21 protein-coding genes are annotated in these 18,239 nt (G+C 50.8%); 17 read left to right on the forward strand and 4 right to left on the reverse strand.

What is annotated here, in order from left to right; translation table 11 throughout:
- From AAH187_RS03695 to AAH187_RS03735, 9 genes are all read left to right on the forward strand, one after another.
- Positions 1-681 carry an adenosylcobinamide amidohydrolase gene (locus tag AAH187_RS03695; RefSeq protein WP_342347086.1) on the forward strand — a complete coding sequence of 227 codons (681 nt, stop codon included), beginning with the start codon at positions 1-3 and terminating at the stop codon, positions 679-681.
- A gap of 109 nt (positions 682-790) precedes the next feature.
- On the forward strand, positions 791-1,390 hold the full coding sequence (locus tag AAH187_RS03700; RefSeq protein ID WP_342347087.1) for a cob(I)yrinic acid a,c-diamide adenosyltransferase: 600 nt from the start codon (positions 791-793) through the stop codon (positions 1,388-1,390).
- An 83-nt stretch (positions 1,391-1,473) separates the two neighbouring features.
- Positions 1,474-2,091, forward strand: coding sequence for a bifunctional adenosylcobinamide kinase/adenosylcobinamide-phosphate guanylyltransferase (cobU, locus tag AAH187_RS03705; protein WP_342347088.1), 618 nt, complete (start codon positions 1,474-1,476; stop codon positions 2,089-2,091).
- Positions 2,092-2,094: 3 nt separating this feature from the next.
- Positions 2,095-3,183 carry a nicotinate-nucleotide--dimethylbenzimidazole phosphoribosyltransferase gene (cobT, locus tag AAH187_RS03710; protein WP_342347089.1) on the forward strand — a complete coding sequence of 363 codons (1,089 nt, stop codon included), beginning with the start codon at positions 2,095-2,097 and terminating at the stop codon, positions 3,181-3,183.
- The gene (gene cobS / locus AAH187_RS03715) at positions 3,180-3,956 is read left to right on the forward strand and encodes an adenosylcobinamide-GDP ribazoletransferase (protein ID WP_342347090.1); all 777 of its coding nucleotides are present in this window, start codon (positions 3,180-3,182) and stop codon (positions 3,954-3,956) included. The genes cobT and cobS overlap by 4 nt, the downstream gene beginning before the upstream one ends.
- Before the next feature lie 37 nt (positions 3,957-3,993).
- Positions 3,994-4,200, forward strand: coding sequence for a cysteine-rich CWC family protein (locus AAH187_RS03720; RefSeq protein ID WP_342347091.1), 207 nt, complete (start codon positions 3,994-3,996; stop codon positions 4,198-4,200).
- Between the two features lie 2 nt (positions 4,201-4,202).
- Positions 4,203-5,159 (forward strand): adenosylcobinamide-phosphate synthase CbiB, encoded by a 957-nt coding sequence (cbiB, locus tag AAH187_RS03725; protein WP_342347092.1) that lies wholly within the window; start codon positions 4,203-4,205, stop codon positions 5,157-5,159.
- Entirely contained in the window at positions 5,153-6,289 is a 1,137-nt protein-coding gene (cobD, locus tag AAH187_RS03730) for a threonine-phosphate decarboxylase CobD (protein ID WP_342347145.1), read from the forward strand. The genes cbiB and cobD overlap by 7 nt, the downstream gene beginning before the upstream one ends.
- 161 nt (positions 6,290-6,450) lie before the next feature.
- On the forward strand, positions 6,451-6,975 hold the full coding sequence (locus AAH187_RS03735; RefSeq protein WP_342347093.1) for a hypothetical protein: 525 nt from the start codon (positions 6,451-6,453) through the stop codon (positions 6,973-6,975).
- Between the two features lie 117 nt (positions 6,976-7,092).
- Here AAH187_RS03735 and AAH187_RS03740 read toward each other — a convergent pair whose 3' ends face one another.
- A complete protein-coding gene (locus AAH187_RS03740) occupies positions 7,093-7,431 on the reverse strand; it encodes a Rieske 2Fe-2S domain-containing protein (RefSeq protein ID WP_342347094.1) in 339 nt (112 codons plus the stop codon).
- A gap of 148 nt (positions 7,432-7,579) precedes the next feature.
- On the opposite strand from AAH187_RS03740, the gene AAH187_RS03745 reads away from it, so the two are divergent.
- Positions 7,580-8,116, forward strand: coding sequence for an HNH endonuclease (locus AAH187_RS03745; RefSeq protein WP_342347095.1), 537 nt, complete (start codon positions 7,580-7,582; stop codon positions 8,114-8,116).
- Between the two features lie 443 nt (positions 8,117-8,559).
- Here the strand turns inward: AAH187_RS03745 and AAH187_RS03750 are convergent, their stop codons facing one another.
- Entirely contained in the window at positions 8,560-8,712 is a 153-nt protein-coding gene (locus AAH187_RS03750; RefSeq protein ID WP_312640453.1) for a hypothetical protein, read from the reverse strand.
- 426 nt (positions 8,713-9,138) lie between these two features.
- Here AAH187_RS03750 and AAH187_RS03755 point away from each other — a divergent pair, with 426 nt between their 5' ends.
- Positions 9,139-10,188, forward strand: coding sequence for a hypothetical protein (locus tag AAH187_RS03755; RefSeq protein WP_342347096.1), 1,050 nt, complete (start codon positions 9,139-9,141; stop codon positions 10,186-10,188).
- Complete coding sequence (locus AAH187_RS03760; RefSeq protein WP_342347097.1) at positions 10,185-11,207, forward strand: ATP-grasp domain-containing protein; 1,023 nt, start codon at positions 10,185-10,187, stop codon at positions 11,205-11,207. Before AAH187_RS03755 ends, AAH187_RS03760 begins: the two co-directional genes overlap by 4 nt.
- A gap of 192 nt (positions 11,208-11,399) precedes the next feature.
- Here AAH187_RS03760 and shc read toward each other — a convergent pair whose 3' ends face one another.
- The gene (gene shc, locus AAH187_RS03765) at positions 11,400-13,925 is read right to left on the reverse strand and encodes a squalene--hopene cyclase (RefSeq protein WP_342347098.1); all 2,526 of its coding nucleotides are present in this window, start codon (positions 13,923-13,925) and stop codon (positions 11,400-11,402) included.
- A gap of 223 nt (positions 13,926-14,148) precedes the next feature.
- Positions 14,149-14,502, reverse strand: coding sequence for a DsrE family protein (locus AAH187_RS03770; RefSeq protein ID WP_342347099.1), 354 nt, complete (start codon positions 14,500-14,502; stop codon positions 14,149-14,151).
- A gap of 165 nt (positions 14,503-14,667) precedes the next feature.
- On the opposite strand from AAH187_RS03770, the gene moaC reads away from it, so the two are divergent.
- From moaC to accD, 5 genes are all read left to right on the forward strand, one after another.
- Positions 14,668-15,171, forward strand: coding sequence for a cyclic pyranopterin monophosphate synthase MoaC (moaC, locus tag AAH187_RS03775; RefSeq protein WP_342347100.1), 504 nt, complete (start codon positions 14,668-14,670; stop codon positions 15,169-15,171).
- A gap of 49 nt (positions 15,172-15,220) precedes the next feature.
- Complete coding sequence (locus AAH187_RS03780; protein WP_342347101.1) at positions 15,221-15,499, forward strand: MoaD/ThiS family protein; 279 nt, start codon at positions 15,221-15,223, stop codon at positions 15,497-15,499.
- Between the two features lie 4 nt (positions 15,500-15,503).
- Entirely contained in the window at positions 15,504-15,947 is a 444-nt protein-coding gene (locus AAH187_RS03785) for a molybdenum cofactor biosynthesis protein MoaE (protein WP_342347102.1), read from the forward strand.
- Positions 15,947-17,008, forward strand: coding sequence for a GTP 3',8-cyclase MoaA (gene moaA, locus AAH187_RS03790; protein ID WP_342347103.1), 1,062 nt, complete (start codon positions 15,947-15,949; stop codon positions 17,006-17,008). The genes AAH187_RS03785 and moaA overlap by 1 nt, the downstream gene beginning before the upstream one ends.
- Before the next feature lie 268 nt (positions 17,009-17,276).
- Complete coding sequence (gene accD, locus AAH187_RS03795; protein ID WP_342347104.1) at positions 17,277-18,137, forward strand: acetyl-CoA carboxylase, carboxyltransferase subunit beta; 861 nt, start codon at positions 17,277-17,279, stop codon at positions 18,135-18,137.
- The last annotated feature ends 102 nt before the right edge of the window (positions 18,138-18,239 follow it).

The raw sequence follows: 18,239 nt of genomic DNA on the forward strand, positions 1-18,239 counted from the left end.
GTGAAGACGGTGACCTCTCCACTTCAGATCGATCTACAACCCAATTGTCTGATTGTCCGGTTTCCAGGGATTTTCGATTGCCTGAGTTGGGCGCCTTGGAATGGTGGGGACGTATCTGCTTCTGGCGTTGCCAATGTCCAAGTGGGTCTTAACGGGTCTTCCTCTTCGGCCACGCTGGCAGAAGATTTTGGGCTTTTATTCAAAGCACATTCTCTCATTCCCGAAGAGACCATTGGTTTAATGACCGCTGCCAACGTGAGTGCATTTACCGACTGTTTTCTCCATTCATCGGGTGCCTGGGTACATGTCCTCGTGACGGTCGGATTGTCGAATGCCCGCTCTGTCCTTGACGATGCCGATGTTGAGCTGGGATATCCATGCCGTTCGTCTGGAACGGTGAATGTTGTGGTGACGACCAATGCTCTTCCGACGATTGCCGGGCGTATCGAGGCGGTACATATCGCCTCCTCGGCAAAAACGGCAGCGTTTCGGGATAGCGGTGCAACCAGTCGCAAGTCCAATCATCCTGCAGACTTAACAGGCACCGATTGTCTCGTGGTAGGAGCCAGCGGTGAAATTGAAGAAGATCATTGTGGTCTTCACACGGTTCTTGGAGAAATGATGGGCCGTGCCGTGTATACATCGGTGTCACAAGGCATCGCGGAATACAGGAGGTCTTAAGCCTTGAGGTCCTTTGATGATTAACGATACGATGGTGCCACATTTCTCTTAATCCCTGCTCAATTCAAGAACAAACGAAATATTCAACTTTTTTCTGGAGACTTATACAATGCGGATATCCAAAGTGTATACCCGTACAGGTGATACCGGGAAAACCCGATTGGCTGGCGGACAGGAAGTCTGGAAAGATTCTGTCCGGGTGGAAGCCTATGGCACGGTGGACGAATTGAATTCCATGCTTGGCTTGGCTCGGGTTTCGAACGGACAGACCGGAACGAATGCTGAGGTGTTCGAGCGAATGGGGGACATCTTGAAGTGGACGCAAAATAAGTTATTTGATCTTGGTGGTATTCTCGCAACAGCTCCTGGAGAATCATTTCCGAATATGCCAACCGTGACTCAGGAGGATGTGGCCCACTTGGAACATCTTATTGATGAGTGCCAAAAAGATCTGGCGCCCTTGAAAGAATTTATTTTGCCCGGTGGGGGACAACTTGCCGCTTTGCTGCATGTCGCCCGTACAATTTGTCGTCGTGCCGAACGGTTGTGTGTCACTCTGTCGAGGGAAGAACCCGTCGAGCGGGAATTGGTTATTTTTCTCAATCGGCTGAGTGACGCGTTGTTTGTGTTTGCGCGTTGGGTCACGAAAAAACAGGGAGAAGCTGAATTCCTGTGGGAACGGGAACCAGCAGCCTCCCGAAAGACGTAGCATTGGCCTCGTTCGGTTATTGGTATTCAGTACGTATGTCGCGATCATTTCATAGTTGGTACGAGTAGAGTAGGAGATATTTCATGCGTTCCGTCCGTCCATCACATCAGCGTTTGGTGAGAGATTCGTTCTCTTCGCCGGCCACTGTTCCCGGTCCTCGCGTGGCCCGGAAAAAGCTCCATGTCTCATCAAAGCTGATTTTTGTCCTTGGAGGGGCACGGTCGGGAAAAAGTACGTTTGCGTTACAACAGGGAAAAACGCAATCTCCACGCGCATTCGTCGCAACCGGAGAGCCGTTCGATCAGGAAATGGCCAGTCGAATACAGAAGCATCAGCGGTCGCGGGGCCGCGGGTGGGCGACCATTGAAATTCCTACCAAGATTGCCGAATGGCTGGCCGAGGAAGGATCAGGCTATTCCAGTATTGTCGTAGATTGTCTCACGCTGTGGCTGAATAATCTTTTGCGAGATAAGGTGCGACCTTCGCAAGTCCCGACACATGTCAGGGCATTTCTTCGGTCGGCCCGCGCCTGTCCCGGTCAGGTTGTTGTGGTCAGTAATGAGTTGGGTCTCGGCTTGGTGCCCGGGGATGCGATCAGCCGGTCATTTCGAGATGTGGCGGGCCGGATGAATCAACTGGTTGCGGCTGAAGCTGATGAAGTCTATTTTCTGGTGAGCGGGTTGCCCCTCAGACTGAAGTAACCGATGAGCCATTCTTCTCCGTTCATTCAGGAAACCCTCGCCGCGATTCAACCGGTCTCATCGGCGGGTGTTCGTCGTGCTGAGGTGTTATGGGATCGATTGACGAAACCTCAGGGAAGCCTTGGTCGGCTAGAGTCCTTAGGAACCCAGTACGTCTCGATAACCCAGTCGCTTCCGGTAAAAATTCCGGACGCCATGGTGTTTGTTCTGGCTGCCGATCATGGTGTTGCAAGAGAAGGCGTCAGTGCCTATCCCTCATCAGTCACGGCACAAATGGTCAAAAACTTTTTACAAGGTGGGGCAGCGATCAATGTTCTGGCTCGCCAGATTGGAGCCAAGGTCCGTGTGGTGGATATGGGCGTTCAAGAGGACATGGGTGCACCATCCGGTTTGTGGGTGAGAAAGATCGGGTTGGGGACCAGGAATATGTGTGAAGGCTCTGCCATGAGTCGGAAACAAGCTGTTCAAAGTGTGGAAGAAGGGATCCGTCTTGTCCAGGAAGCTCACGCTGACGGAATCCGGTTAATCGGAACCGGAGAAATGGGTATTGGCAATACCACGGTCAGCAGTGCCATTACTGCGGTCATGACGCGTCATCCTGTGGCTGACGTGACCGGGAAAGGCACAGGAGTGGATGCGCTGCAATTGGCGAAAAAAATTCAGGTGATTGAGCGAGGGATCCAACGAAATACGCCCGACGCTCACGATCCTTTGGATGTGCTGGCGAAGGTCGGGGGATTTGAAATCGGTGGATTGGTCGGAATTCTTTTGGGTGGGGCAGCATGCCGCGTGCCTGTCGTCCTGGATGGATTTATCACCGGGGCCGCCGCCTTGTTGGCCGTCGCCCTGGAGCCCCATTGCCAGGCCTATTTGATTCCTTCCCATGTCTCTGCGGAGCCCGGGCATCGTTTGGCCATGGACTCGTTAGGGTTGCGCCCGCTGTTGGATCTGGATCTTCGGCTCGGGGAAGGTACAGGAGCCTGTTTGGCGATTGGATTGCTTCAATCGAGTTTGGCTTGTCTCACGCAAATGGCCACGTTCGAAAGTGCCGGCGTGGATGAGGCTGTAGTCCCCTTCCCGGAATTGGCATGAGGAGTCTATGGGCCTCGTTTTCTTTGGCGTGGCAACTGTTGACGATCATTCCTCTTCCGGGAGGTTCAGGTTCAAAGATTCATTCCGCGATGTTCGGAGCCTCCCTTCAATGGTTTCCTCTTGTTGGATTTCTGCTTGGCGCGAGCCTTGTTATGATCGATCGATTATTGGGGAGTCTCTTTCCTCCCGTGGTTTTGAATATGGTGATGCTGACTCTCTACGTGCTGGTCACTGGAGGTCTCCATCTTGATGGTTGGGCGGATACGGTTGATGCACTTTCCGGGGGAAGGGATTCTGATCATCGTCTGACGATTCTCCGGGATTCCCGTATCGGGGCCCTTGGGGCCACAGGGTTGATGTTGATTCTTGGGCTTCGCTATGCCGGACTTCTGGCCCTGCCAGTCGGATTTCGAGAGGCCATGTTGTTCTGTATGCCGGCCATTGGGCGATGGGCGATGGTGATCGGTTGTTGGGGTGTTGTCTATCCACGATCGGAAGGGTTGGCTGCACAGTTTATCCGGACGGTGAGGTGGCGGGATGTTCTAGTAGCCACAACGGTTGTGGGGTTGGGGTTGTGGGGAATGTTCAATGCGGTCACAGCGGCTATGCTGATGATAGTCGTGTGCTTCGTCGTTCGATTTGTCGTCTGGTGGATGTCTAAGAAGTTTGGCGGGATTACGGGAGATGTGCTGGGCGCGATGAACGAGGCGGTCGAAGTCCTCTTTTTAATCTTGGGTCCGGTCGTCCTCGTGTTCTCAGAGTTTGGGGAATAATTAACAGGGCCATTCATGAACAGGAGGCCGATTCAGCATGACACGAACTTATCCTAAGCAGTGCGAACGTTGCGGTCGAGCTTTTGAGTGTGGACTCTCCCGATGTTGGTGTAAGGATGTCCCCGTGAGCGATGCCCAATATGACAGTATCGCGAAACGGTATGATGACTGCGTTTGCCCGACCTGTCTTGCAGAATTGACTGGAACCACTTCCGACCCTTCCGTTTCAAAATTCCCGGACTAACGGTGGCGGATGACCTGACAGGGTTCAAATTCCTGGTGGTGTGCATCGTTGATCTGATGGTAGGCGATCCCCGCTGGTTGCCTCATCCTGTCCGCCTGATGGGGTTCCTCATTCACGCGTATGAACGATTGACATTAGAGCGAATTTCGAGCCCATGGGCAAAAAGAATGGCCGGACTGGGATTGGCCGTGGGGCTTCCTTTTGGAGCCTTTTTAGTGACCCAGTGCATCCTGGAATGGGCTGAACTGGTAGATGAACAATTTGGCATGGTGATGTGGGTGGTGCTGGGCTCTACCACGCTTGCCGGTCGGGATTTGTGGGATCATGCCATGCGGGTCCATCGGGCATTGAGAATGGGGTCACTCGTATCGGCTCGGGTTGAGGTCGGCCGGTTAGTTGGCCGGGATACTGCCGACCTTTCAGAAGAAGAGATTGTTCGGGCGACTGTGGAATCCGTATCTGAAAATACCTCCGATGGCATCGTGGCGCCGCTGATCTATCTTGCATTGGGAGGACCTGCCTGTGCCATGGCATATAAAGCCATCAGTACGTTGGACTCAATGGTTGGCTATCGTACCGATCGCTATCGTGATTTTGGCTGGGCATCCGCACGGGCTGATGATCTTGTCAATTGGGTCCCGGCCCGACTTACAGCGGTAGCAATGAGTGTAGCTGCGGCGATGCGATTGGGTACCGGTGGTTCAGCCTGGAGAATTTGCCGGCGGGATGCGCGGTGTCACCCCAGTCCGAATAGTGGGTGGCCCGAAGCGGCCATGGCGGGTGCTCTTGGCGTTCAACTCGGTGGTGGTAATGTGTATGGCGGGGTGCGGGAAGTGCGCGCCAGGTTGGGTGATCCGATCACGACGTGTTCCATGGCACTCATTCCTGTCGCGTTACAAGTCATGGGGATTGCCTATGGGCTACTGATTATGGGGATCCTGGGTTGGGTGATGTGGTGACCCGGCCGGTTGTGCATGGAGGCCAGGTTCATCAGGTCGCGAAGGCGCTCGGACGATCCGTGGACTCCTTTATTGATTTCAGTGCCAGTATTAATCCGTTGGGTCCACCTGCCTCCGTGTTAAGGGCTATGCAGGCAGCTCTACCTGCCTGCGGGCATTATCCCGATCCTTCTGCTGAAGAGTTGCGTATGCGACTGGCCAAAGAGCATGGCATCTCATCGGACTCGATTGCGTTGGGTAACGGGTCGTCCGAATTGATTCGGATTTTACCTCTGGCTCTGTCCCTTCGGCAGGGATATGTGGCAGGTCCTACGTTTATGGAGTATGAGGCATCTCTTCATATAGCGGGTGCGCGTTGTACGCATGTCCTGGCCACATCCGGGGAAAAGTATGCTCCTCCCATGGAAGAGCTTTCGCTTCTCGTGGACGCTATTCACGCAGGTTCTCAGAAGGCCGCGCGCAGGGGTGGGGAATCACATACGGCCGTGTTTGTTTGTAATCCGAATAGTCCAACAGGAAGAGTGGTGACAGCCCGATCCCTTCGAACGCTGTATCGGAAAATTGAAGAAGCCGGGCTTTGGATGGTGGTTGACGAGGCCTTTATCGATTTTTGCCCCTCGCATTCCCTGATCAAGGAGATTTCGAACGCCAGACGATTGCTCATTCTCAGAAGTTTTACGAAATTTTATGGAATGCCGGGAATTCGCCTTGGGTACCTGGTGGGGGCGCCGGAGACGGTTGCCACGATCCGTCGTCTGCTCCCTCCGTGGTCGGTCAGCCATTTTGCACAAGAGGCCGGTGTCGCGGCGGTAGATGACGTCAGGTACCGGCAACGAAGTGTGAAATTTATGCAACAGGAACGACCACGGTTTATAAAGCGGTTGCGCGAAGTCCCTGGACTTCGGATCATTCCCGCATCCGCGAACTTTGTGATGGCGGAGTTACCCTCGACATGTGTGACAGCCGGTCTTGTTTCACGAATGGCACGACAGGGGCTTCTCGTTCGGGATTGTCAGACATTTTCTGGAATGACTCAGCCGGCACTTCGGCTTGCCATTCGCCACCCACGTGATAATAATAGGGTGATTCATGCCCTAAAAAAGGCCTTGCGGGAGGGGGGCTGCGATTAGGAAACGGTAGACGGAAGGTCAGGCACCTAGAGGCACGTAGGAATCATGTGTGCTATAACATCAAAGGGAATCGGGTCCCCATGACCAGATCTTTCTGGTCACGGGATGATCCGCCCTAGGTAGATGAGAGGTTTTTCAGATTACAACAATGGATAAATGGCATGTCGACTCAATTTAAAAAGATCATCGGATATCTTCTCGTTATTTTTCTGGTTATAGGATTTTTTGTGGTGTATCGCTATGTGCAGCCGACAGGGTATCAACTTCCAGATGATCCTCTTGCGTTGGAAGCCTTGGAGTTGGTCAAAAAGCACCGGTCCCGAGAAGGGTATACGCTGGACGAAGCACTTCAGCTGTTGGTCGATGATTTGGTAACCAAGGGCATTCCGTTTCTTGAAGGAGATTGGCAGGTAAAGGCTCAAGGTGAAGATAAATATATGGTGCGTAAAATTGTCCGAGAGAAGGGCTCCGTGGAGTGGATCGAGCGGGAATATGCCTGGAGAGTGGATAGTAAGGAAAAATCAATTCGAGTGATCTCGTTAGCCGCCCAACAATTGATGCCGTTTGAGAATTTGCCGCCACTTCCACATGGCGATCAAATTTCATCCCTTCCGGCCATGATCCTGAAATTACCTGTTTTAAGCAAAATAGAAGCAGGATCGGCTGACGACGTTTTCCCTGCCTAAGCTCCTCATTGTAATTCCCTGTCCGTCTCAGAGTTCTCACGATCTGCGTTGTTGTGATGAGCCAGTGAAAGTTATTGGGATGGAGGGCACTTTCAAGATTGCAGGGTTTTTAACATTCTACTCTTCCCTATTATCAGATGTCGGTTGGGCGACGTGGATGATCCCATCAACCACCTGTACCTCATAGCACGGTACATTCCAGCTCGGGCTCGGATTTTTTTTGCATACTCCGGTTTTGATATGAAACTTCCATCCGTGCCAGGGGCATTCGACGAAATCTCCCTCTACAGTTCCTTCTCCCAGTGGCCCTCCGGCATGGGGACAGGTATTATCAAGGGCATAGATCGCACCATTGAGATTAAATAAGGCAATGCCGTGTTCCTGGAGTTCAATGCTTTGACATGTGCCTGGAGGGAGATCCTGAATCTTGGCAACCGGATGGAAGTTCAAGGGCATGGTCAACTCTAATGGGCCAAAACCCTTAATATATCAACTTCTTCCTGGCGCAACAATAGGCTTATGCCGTCGCTTGATTCTCTGGATTGGTCGGTGATATAGGAACAGAGTTTTATCCAACCTGGCGAGGTCTCTAGAGTACGTTCGTATGGAAATGACCCTGCTACTCAATGCTACCTATGAGCCCTTGCGCGTCGTGCATTGGCAAAAAGCCATTAATTTGTTGTGGCAAGGAAAAGTCGAAGTCCTTGAGGTTTATGATCGGGATATTCGAGGGGTGTCCATTTCCTTTAAATTGCCGTCCGTGATGCGTCTCCTCAACATGGTCAAACTCCGCTCAAATCATCATGCTGTGAAATTTTCTCGTATCAATATTTTTACCCGAGATCGGTATACCTGCCAATATTGCTATACACGTTTTCGCACAGAAGAATTGACCTTTGATCATGTGATGCCAATTGCCAAAGGTGGGAAGAAAACCTGGGAAAACATTGTGACGGCCTGTTGGCGATGTAATAACCGGAAAAGCGGGCGTGTGCCCCATGAGGCAGGGATGAAATTACTCAAGGAGCCCGTCAAACCTAAATGGACTCCACGCCTGACGCTCATGATCGGCATCCGTCATGCCCCGGAGAGTTGGCGGGATTATTTATATTGGAATGTGGAATTGGATGCGGATTCCTAGGAGCCTGTCGGACTTAGGGGATCGAAAGCGAAAAAGCGGATGAGCGAGGCCAGATTTTTGACGATTTCGCTGGCCCATAGTGGGACTATGGTCCAAGAAAGCGGCGAAATATGGACCGCTTAGACACTTTTGCAGCCGATTCATCCTAAGTCCGACAGGCTCCTAAATTCTCCTGTTCTCCTGGTTCCTGATGTTTGTCAGCAGGACCATCGTTCTATGGTTCCCGGTGACGGACGACTAAAGCGGAACTTCATGCCCTCACAAGGAGTGAATCCTACGCGTTGCTTGCACTCGAGCAGGAATATTTCGCGATGAGACGGGTCTTCACTGATCGGTCTCCTTCCTCCCGATCCTGGAAAATTTATTCCAAAGACCTGGACAGGCAGGACGTTCAGATTGTATCTGCCAATCCGGGTCAAGGAATTGAGGAATCAAACGCTAACCTAGGACACTTCGATGAGGGGAATCGGTGCTCGCTCGGCTTGTTTTCGTAGGCCACAATTAATACACCAGAAGACCAGAAGAGACATTCCTGATTCCATGTCGACTTCCCGATCAAGTAACATCGTTCCCTGGCATTTTTCACAGCGATACATAGATGAATCTCCTGTGGTTCTACCGGTCAGGCGTAAGGAGTCATCAGAATCAATATGAAGAGACTTACAGGCGTTTGGCTCAAAATGAATGAAGACCAAAAAAAATGAATGAAGCCTTGGGCACTGATTCTTCAGACGCGCTGACTCGGAGTGTGAATAAAAAACTGCATGGTACTGAATGAAGGATTTCCCAAAAAGAGGGGCAATCTACCATAGGCAAAAAGGTAAAAGCTACGGAATTCAGGGGGGCACGTGAGAATTGGTGAGACATGGCTAAGCTTTTGACTTATCGCGGAAATGGAGTGAAGATTTACACATCATCTGCCGTCTGATGCGTCCCGGTTTGTCAAAGGTTCTAGGCGGATTTCAGTGAAAGCGTATTTAGATGATGATTGAAAACCGGTACTGGTATGGGAGGTCGTGAGTTTGGATCTATTGCCTGATATTCAGCCCCCTGTCCCCGCAGAGCCTGAATGGGTGTCCTGGTCTGATGACCAGCTATTAAATCTCCGGATGTCTGAATTAAAGATCCGTATTTCCGGGACTGAATTGGGTCAGTGCGTCCGTCAGTTATACCGCGAATTGAAACATCAAGGGTTAGTGTTTCGTCCCCACATATGGTTGTCTGACGATTGGTATTCGCCTGATGGCACGCCGGGTCTTGCCGTGCCGTTTTATATGGGGCATCCGCGGTTAGCAAAACTGGAACTCAATCAAATGTTAGAAGTGGAGGGTGGGACCCCGGAATGGTGTATGCGGATTCTTCGACATGAAACGGGCCATGCAATTGAGAATGCCTACCGCTTGCGGCGGCGGCGTAGCCGTCAACAGATGTTCGGGCACACCTCGGTTCCGTATCCCGATTGTTATTTGCCAAAGCCCTACAGTAAAAGTTTTGTGCTGCATCTTGATATGTGGTATGCCCAGAGTCATCCGGACGAGGATTTTGCTGAAACCTTTGCCGTCTGGCTCACGCCGCACTCACATTGGCGTGAACGATATACCGGATGGCCTGCACTCAAAAAATTGGAATACATGGACGGGCTCATGAAGGAGTTAGCGGGGGTGACGCCCATTGTGACGACCAGGGAGCAGGTGGATCCCATTCAGCGTCTTCACAAAACGCTCAGGGAACATTACCAGGGCAAGCGGGAACGGTACGGGCTCGATTACCCCAACTTTTATGATCGGGACTTACGGCGTCTCTTTTCCGGGGATCCGGATCAATCGACCAATCTGTCAGCAGAGAATTTTATTAGGAAATTTAGAAAAGAAGTCCGTCGGAAAGTTGCTGCATGGACGGGAGAGTATCAATATACCATTGATCAAGTTTTGCAGGATATGATGGCACATTGCCGTGAACGGAATTTACGGTTAGCCGTTTCTGAAGAGCAGGCAAAAGTGGATTTTACGATTTTATTGACGGTGCAAACGATGAACTATTTGCATGGTGGACGCCATCGGGTGGTGTTATGAGAAAACTTCGCGTCATGGCCCTCATGCATCAGGATCTCGTGCCCCCGGACGATGTAGAACATGCAGATTTGGCTGAGGTTGAATGGAAAACCGAATTTGATGTGGTCTCCACCCTACGTGATCTTGGTCATGAGGTGATGGCCGTCGGTGTGAGGGATGATTTAAGCGTCATCGATAACCTGGTCACGGATTGGAAGCCCCACATTGCCTTCAATCTTTTGGAAGAATTCAATGGCAATCCGGAGTTCGATCAAAATGTGGTGTCCTATTTGGAGCTCCTGGGAGTTCCTTATACCGGCTGTAATCCCAAGGGGCTCGTGCTTACTCGCGATAAAGGCTGGTCAAAAAAAATTATGGCCTATCATGGCATCCGATGCCCGGAGTTTGTCGTCTATCCTATCGGGCGGGTGATCAAGTGGGCAGAAGAGTTTCCCTTTCCGGTCATTGTCAAATCCATTAGTGAAGAAGCATCCCTCGGTATTTCTCAAGCGTCTATTGTTCATGACGAGGACAAGTTAAAAGAACGTGTTGAATTTGTGCATCAGAGTGTGGGCACGAGCGTCATTGTTGAGCGGTATATTGAAGGACGGGAATTATACGTGGGTGTGTTAGGTAATCGACGCTTGCAAGCCCTGCCGGTTTGGGAGCTCCACCTGAAAAATCTTCCTCCTGATGCTCTGCCGATTGCGACCGCCAGGGTGAAATGGAGCACGAAATATCAAAAAAAATATGGGATCCAATCGGGTGAGGTCGAGGGGTTAAGCCTCAAGCTGGTGCGGCATATTCAACACACGGCCAAACGGGTCTTTCATATTTTGGGATTAAACGGCTATGCCCGAATGGATTTCCGGTTAGATCCTCAGGAGCATCTCTATATTCTGGAAGCCAATCCCAATGCGCAACTGGCTTATGGCGAAGATCTCGCCGAGTCGGCTGAACGAGCAGGTATTTCCTATGAAGCGCTGATTCAACGAATTCTGAACATCGGGCTGAGCTGGAAACCTGAAAGCCAGCGATAACGGAGATTCTGAAACCTGCTCCGAGCGAAGTCGAAGATTCTGGCGGGTAGGACTTTTTGTCCATTGCCTCCTGCTCTTAGCCGTAGACCGCAGACTGCTTTCCCTGAGTTGCGTTTCTGCAAAAAAATGAACCCTGTGTGAATATTACGTGGTTATCAGAGGTGGACTAATTTATTCGAGCGAAAGGAATCGTCATGAGCTCTTTAAGCCTGCTTGCCAAGTGGCAAGGGCCAGCAATGGAAAGTAATGCGAGTACAAATGGTATTTCAAATAGAAAACGTTTGGAAATCCGGTTCCTGTCATGAGTTCTTCGTCCCACCCTCCTTGCTCATTCTGATGGGTAAGTAGCCAGTCGATCCCACGATGAACATATTTTGAAGTTCGATCGCCAGCCGCTTCAAGTGCGAGTAAGCCCCAGGCTGTTTGTGAAGGTGTGCTTGATGCTGGAACAAACTCCTGCTTTTCATAGCTGGCACAGCTCTCCCCCCATCCGCCATCCTGGTTTTGGATTGAGTGCACCCATGTGACAGCACGCTGGATGGCGGAGTTTGCGGTCGGGGAGCCACTTGCGCGAAGGCCACGTAGGGCAAGAAATGTTCCATAAGTATAATTCACGCCCCAGCGTCCATCCCAACTCCCGTTAGCTTGTTGGTGGCCTAAAAGGTATTGGACAGCGCGCGCGATCGCCTGGTCTTGATGTGTGTAACCCCGTCGACAGAGTGCTTCAAGCACCCGCCCCGTGATATCCGGGCAGCTTGGATCAAGCATGGCATTGTGGTCTGCGAATGGGACCTTATTCAGTAAGGCCCAATTATTATCGACATCAAAGGCAGCCCACCCACCGTCTGAGGATTGCATCCCGAATAACCAGTTGATGGCACGACCTTCGGCGCGGGTCTGTCGATCAGGATCCGAGGCCTTGGCATGCTCGAGTGCCAACAAGACCATGGCCGTATCGTCGATATCGGGGTAGAGTTCGTTCGCAAACTGGAAGGGCCATCCTCCGGGCTGCAAGTCCGGACGCTTGACCGACCAGTCTCCTTTGCGGCGAATCTCTTTGCTTAATAACCAGTCAGCCGCCCGCTGCATCGCTTCCGGCTCACCAATTCCAAGTTCCCCCAATGCAAACATTGAAATGGCCGTATCCCATACCGGTGATAAACTTGGCTGAAACTGTAGAGCATCTTCCTTCTCAAGAATGAGTCCTTCGAGTTGGCCAAGAGTTTCAATAAAGTCGGGATGGTCACGTTCATAGCCAAGAGCATCCATTGCCATGAGGGAGTACATCATTCCCGGAAAAATTGCTCCCAATCCGTCCGTGAACCGCATGTGATCCAGCATCCACTTCTCTGCCTCGCGGATCGCTTTAGCGCGAATATCCTTAAAACCCCGCTTTTCCCAAAGTTTTAAAATCTTGTCTACCTGATGAAACATGAGAGAAAATGGGTCTTTTTTTGGAAACGTCAGCTTCCGCTTAGGCACCAATAGTTCGTCAACGGTCCAATTCCCAGGTACCTTCCGCTGGACTCCGGACGCTTGAAGAATAGAGAGGGGGACGACGATAGCTCGACTCCACGATGAAATTTCATACAAGACATTCCCAGGGATAAGGACGAGTTCAGGTGGAACGCTTGGGGTGTATTTCCTTGGGAAGAGACCAAACATACTCAGGTTATTTTTCGTATAGCTATTGGTTGCTTGAAGCCCGCCAAGGGCAAGGATGCATTTACGTGCGCGCTGCATCAGTGGATGTTCAGGATCATATCCGCCAACCCGAAGCGCCACATAGGCGCGGGTTGTGGCGTTTACCTCAGCGGGGCCCTCTGAGTAGATATCCCATCCCCCATCTGAAAGTTGGCGGTCAAGGATGGTGCGCATGGCTTTGTCTATTTTGATCTGAATCTCAGGATTCCAGGCACCGTTCTCCGGTGGATAGAGCCAGAGTAAAAGCAACACGTAATCGGATTCCAATGTCGTGTCGGCGGTTAAATCCCCCTGCCAAAAACCTTGCGGATATTGTTTCGCCAACAGTGAACGCGCAGAAGCTTGTGTCGGTTGATAAGCCTGTTGCTCAAGTTCCTCCACATTTGCCTTAAAGGAGGCAAGCTCCGCGAAGGCGTCTTTAGGCTGCGTGGGTATGATGCTTGCGGACGGTTCTCTCATGGGTTCTCCTGGTTGTGTGTGAGATTGGATCTCCAGAACAAGGGCAGCTCGTTGCTCGCGAGTGGGTGGGGCTAATCCTAGAGCCTCGCTGAACCACAGACCTTCGGCAGCAAGCCGTCCAACGAGGGAGCGGGTCGGATCAACGGTATTAGCCAGAAAAATGCTTTGCCAATTTTGGTATCGCTCGCGAATGGGCTCAAGGAGACGGGGGTTGATCGCAAGGGCGGCCATGAGAATTGAGGCAATTTCATGGCCTTGCAGGGAGCGGTGGTTTGTAGGACTTTCGACAGCATCAGTATCAAGTGCCGTCCAGGAATGCTCTTCATGAATGGAGGTTGTGAGGAAATCTCCAACTTGTTTGCGATCCAGATCCTGTATGAGTAACTCTATGAGTCCTACCAGTAACTGTTCTTTCCCGTCAAAATGATAGAGTAATCCGCCTTTACTTAGTCCGGCTTCTCGAGCGACATGCTCCAGTGTTAACGCACTGGCGCCGTCCCGTCCTAGCAGGTCAATGGCGGTCTCAAGAATTAAATAGCGTGTTGAAGTTAGCATGGCTATGCACTGTACCGTCTGGATGGTTTAGTTTCAATTGGAAAATTCGGTTATACCCTCAAAAAGGTAAGGATGACGAGCGTGGGGTTGGATTAAAGGCAATGCTGCAAAACATCCACGAAATGGCAGCCTACAATTCGGCTCTGGGACTCCATGGAGGCGTATGTCGCCTGTGAGACAGTATTTAGTCGTGACGCAGATGGGGGGGAGAGGGGGCGATAATTTAATTAAAGGCCAGAAAGCGGTCGCACCCGTCGATGATGTTTGAGAGAATCACCAAGCCGCAAAAGGTCACTTCTTTACCATATCCGTCGGTGGAGATATGGTGTTGTTGGCATCCATAGGCGCACACAAATAACTTCAATCCGTCCTTCGCCAACTCGGAAAATCTCCGGTCTTCTAGGTTTTTGACTCCCTCATCGATGAAATACAGATAAGTATCTACCTTATTGGCTAATGCGGTTTTGGAGAGGTGGTAGACGGTCTCTGCATTGGGATGTTCAGGCGAGGTAGAGAGCAGGAGGCCTAACTTTTTATTGGCGAGGGTAGGATTGGCTGTAATGGTAGTGGAGTCCATGGGGAAAATTTCTAAATAATAGGGTATTACCAACTGTTTATAGGTGGAATGAGCTCGGCTGTCAAGGGATTGTCCAGGGGGATGTTTTGCTTGACGTCCTTTTTCCTCTGTCCTTATAATTTACTGATTTTCAAGAGAATTTTTCATCTGTGATTATTTTTGATTATGGCGAATCTTACGCATTTTAATGAATCCGGTCGGGCTCGAATGGTGGATGTAACCGACAAGCGTTCAACCGAGCGAGTAGCGGTGGCCCAGGGGAAGGTGTTTATCTTGCCGGAAACCCTGGAGAAAATTCATGAGGGTCGAATTGCGAAGGGTGATGTGCTGGCCGTAGCTCAAGTGGCCGGGGTTATGGGGGCCAAACGGACTCCCGATCTGATCCCAATGTGTCATCCTCTTCTGCTGACCGGTGTGGATGTGGATTTCAAAGAGGACTCCCAGCCTAATCCTGCTGGAAGGTACGCGATTACCATTGTAGCAACGGTGAAAACCACCGGAAACACCGGAGTGGAAATGGAAGCTATGACAGCAGTTTCCGTGGCCGCTCTGACTATTTATGATATGTGTAAGGCGGTTGATAAGGGCATGGAGTTTGGAGAAATTGCCCTCGTGTCGAAGTCAGGGGGAAAGTCTGGTACGTATGTCCGTGGTCAAAAGGCAAAATAGCGAGGGGTGATGTCCGTTGCCCTCGTCTGGTCGTGGGAGTAGTCAGATTGTGAAGATTAAATTATTCGGGATGTTAAAGGCCATGATTCCTGGAGGAAAGGATCTGGATGTCGTCATTTCTGAAGGTGGACAGGTCAGGGATCTGGTTCATTCCATTCAGATTGAGCATCCACAGGTTGGTGAATTACTCGATAAGAAAAAGGTATTGATATCGGTGAATCAAGAAATCGCACATTGGGACACGGTGCTTAAAGAGGCTGACGAGATAGCATTATTGCCTCCTTTTGCGGGAGGGTCCTGCGTATCATGGGCTAAGGAGAAAGGGTAATCCGATGGCCGTTGACCTTGAAGAAAGCATGTTGGTTCGGGTGCAACTGGAAAATTTTTCAATTGATGAGGAATTGGATCGGGTGCGGTCTCGATCCCGTCGGATCGGGGGCATTGCGATGTTTTTGGGGACGGCCCGCGATCGCTCAAAAGGTCGAGACGTGAGTTCCATGAGTTTTGATCACTACGAAGGGATGGCGCAGAAAAAACTCAAGGAAATTCGCGAACAGGCTCTTCGGGATTTTGACATTATTGAGGCCTTGGTGCTCCATCGCCATGGACCAATTGAAATTGGTGAGAATATTGTGCTGATCATTGTGGGGGCCGAACATCGCGCCGATGCCTTCAAGGCCTGCCAATGGTGTATTGATGAACTCAAAAAAATCACTCCGATCTGGAAAATGGAAACAACGCCGGAAGGCGAGGTGTGGGTGGAGGAACACCCATAATGGAGGCGGGTGAAGCTGTGACTCTGCCGGATGCGGTTAAAGATACCTTGGGGCGTCCATTGCGATCCTTGCGGGTGTCCGTGACCGATCGATGCAATTTACGGTGTCAGTACTGTATGCCTGAGGAAAATTATGTGTGGCTTCCTCGGGAAAACCTCTTGACGTTTGAAGAAATCGCCTTGCTCACAAATTTGTTTTCCGATCGGGGAATTGATCGAGTGCGTATTACCGGGGGTGAGCCGCTATTACGCAATAATGTGGCGGAACTCATCAGAATGCTTCGTCAGAACTCTCGCATTCACGATATTGCGATGACTACCAATGGGGTGTTGTTGAGTGAACAGGCTCAGGCTCTTTTCGATGCCGGGCTCCATCGGGTCACCGTGAGTCTGGATACGTTGAAGCCAGAGCGGTTTAAGGCGTTGACTCGACGCGATACGTTGGATCGGGTATTTGAGGGAATAGCCTCTGTGGGGCGGGTCGGATTTACAGGATTAAAGTTGGATACGGTGGCCATGAAGGGGTACAACGAAGATGAAGTCCTGCCCTTGATTGAATACGGCAAGCAGGTCAACGGAGAGGTTCGTTTTATCGAATATATGGATGTTGGCGGAGCCAATGACTGGTCAGCCGATAAAGTTCTTTCCCGGAAAGAGATTTTAAAGATGGTCGGAGATTATTATGGGACAGTCGAACCGGTAGAGGAGGTCAGTTCGGCTCCTGCACAGCGATTTCGGCTACCGGATGGCACGACATTTGGTATTATTTCCTCCACCACCGTGCCTTTCTGTTCGACCTGTGACAGGAGTCGGTTGACGGCTGATGGGATGTGGTATTTATGCTTGTATGCCAAAACAGGTCTTGACCTTCGCAAGCTTCTTCGAATGGACCGATCACGAGAAGATATTCTTTCCATCATTCAGTCTGTCTGGGAATCTCGAAAAGATCGTGGGGCGGAAGAACGAAAAGAGCTTGAACAGGTCAGCGGTCGTGGCCGGTACATTGACATTGAACGGTTGCGCCAAGATCCACATTTGGAAATGCATGCAAGGGGTGGTTGACCCCCGTATCTTCTCCCTGTTTCCTCTCGTGTCCTCACTCTGCTGATACTCCGGAATCGTCTGCGGGGTAGGCACCTCCTCCGAGGGATTCTTGCCGGTTCAACCTCCCTATGGTAATGTCGTGTCGTGAGTGAAGACTGTGTCGGAGTATATGTTTTCTTGTTGTGTCCTTTCCCTGCCTTTCTCAAATTTTCTTTTTCTCAGCCAGAGCTAGATGTAGGTACGCGTGCATTGCGTTCATGAGAGAAGCTTAAGGATAGACTGATCTATGGGATGGTTTAAACGGAATAAAAACACGGATACTGAAGGCACATCCATTAAAATCGTGGAAGGGATGTGGGTCAAATGCGCAGTATGTCGCACCATTATTTTTAAACGCGAGGTTGAACGAAATTTAAAAGTCTGCCCGAAATGTCAATACCATTTTCCCCTGTCGGTTAGTGAACGATTGGAGTTGATCGTCGATCCCGGTTCATTCGAGGAATGGGATGGAGAATTAGTTCCAGGGGATCCCTTGCAGTTTGTTGATACCCTGCCGTATCGCAAGCGCATTCAAAAGGCACAAGAAAAAACAGGGAAAAAAGAAGCGATCCTGACTGGGCGATGTCAAATTGGCGGGAAGCCCGTTGCCCTTGGAATCTTTGATTTTTCATTTATGGGTGGCAGTATGGGATCGGTGGTTGGCGAGAAAATCTGCCGAGCAATTGATCAGGCGTTGATCGGCCATATGCCATTTTTGTTAGTCACCACTTCCGGTGGAGCACGGATGCAGGAGGGGACCTTGTCACTCATGCAAATGGCGAAAACGGCATCAGCCTTGGCAAAATTGCAAGAAGCTCGAATTCCCTTTATTGTCCTGTTAACGGATCCGACATTTGGAGGGGTGACCGCCAGTGTCGCGATGTTGGGGGATATCATTCTGGCGGAACCAAAGGCGTTGATCGGTTTTGCCGGCCCACGGGTCATTGAACAAACGATCAAAGAACATTTGCCGGAAGGCTTCCAACGTGCTGAGTTTTTGTTGGAACATGGCATGGTTGATCATATCGTGGAACGAAAAATCCTCAAGGCAACGCTGGAAACGTTGCTTGCACATTGTGTGACAACAGTCTCTTCCACTTCGGTGTAACCGCCGAATGGTCCGGCTCACCTTGTATCCCTGTGGATCTCAAGAGGCTTGACGATGGGCTCGATAATGGTGAGAGCCATACACTGTAGTTATTCTTGATAC

This window comes from uncultured Nitrospira sp., from assembly GCA_902500695.1.
Lineage (GTDB): Bacteria > Nitrospirota > Nitrospiria > Nitrospirales > UBA8639 > Nitrospira_E.

Excerpts from the sequence above, each read along its gene's own strand:
- cobT (WP_342347089.1), top strand. The coding sequence starts at position 2,095 with ATGAGCCATTCTTCTCCGTTCATTCAGGAAACCCTCGCCGCGATTCAA.
- AAH187_RS03770 (WP_342347099.1), bottom strand. The coding sequence starts at position 14,502 with ATGGACTCCACTACCATTACAGCCAATCCTACCCTCGCCAATAAAAAG.
- AAH187_RS03750 (WP_312640453.1), bottom strand. The coding sequence starts at position 8,712 with ATGTATCGCTGTGAAAAATGCCAGGGAACGATGTTACTTGATCGGGAA.
- AAH187_RS03700 (WP_342347087.1), top strand. The coding sequence starts at position 791 with ATGCGGATATCCAAAGTGTATACCCGTACAGGTGATACCGGGAAAACC.
- AAH187_RS03720 (WP_342347091.1), top strand. The coding sequence starts at position 3,994 with ATGACACGAACTTATCCTAAGCAGTGCGAACGTTGCGGTCGAGCTTTT.
- accD (WP_342347104.1), top strand. The coding sequence starts at position 17,277 with ATGGGATGGTTTAAACGGAATAAAAACACGGATACTGAAGGCACATCC.
- AAH187_RS03760 (WP_342347097.1), top strand. The coding sequence starts at position 10,185 with ATGAGAAAACTTCGCGTCATGGCCCTCATGCATCAGGATCTCGTGCCC.
- cobU (WP_342347088.1), top strand. The coding sequence starts at position 1,474 with ATGCGTTCCGTCCGTCCATCACATCAGCGTTTGGTGAGAGATTCGTTC.
- AAH187_RS03785 (WP_342347102.1), top strand. The coding sequence starts at position 15,504 with ATGGCCGTTGACCTTGAAGAAAGCATGTTGGTTCGGGTGCAACTGGAA.
- moaA (WP_342347103.1), top strand. The coding sequence starts at position 15,947 with ATGGAGGCGGGTGAAGCTGTGACTCTGCCGGATGCGGTTAAAGATACC.
- shc (WP_342347098.1), bottom strand. The coding sequence starts at position 13,925 with ATGCTAACTTCAACACGCTATTTAATTCTTGAGACCGCCATTGACCTG.
- AAH187_RS03735 (WP_342347093.1), top strand. The coding sequence starts at position 6,451 with ATGTCGACTCAATTTAAAAAGATCATCGGATATCTTCTCGTTATTTTT.
- AAH187_RS03740 (WP_342347094.1), bottom strand. The coding sequence starts at position 7,431 with ATGCCCTTGAACTTCCATCCGGTTGCCAAGATTCAGGATCTCCCTCCA.
- cobS (WP_342347090.1), top strand. The coding sequence starts at position 3,180 with ATGAGGAGTCTATGGGCCTCGTTTTCTTTGGCGTGGCAACTGTTGACG.
- moaC (WP_342347100.1), top strand. The coding sequence starts at position 14,668 with ATGGCGAATCTTACGCATTTTAATGAATCCGGTCGGGCTCGAATGGTG.
- AAH187_RS03745 (WP_342347095.1), top strand. The coding sequence starts at position 7,580 with ATGGAAATGACCCTGCTACTCAATGCTACCTATGAGCCCTTGCGCGTC.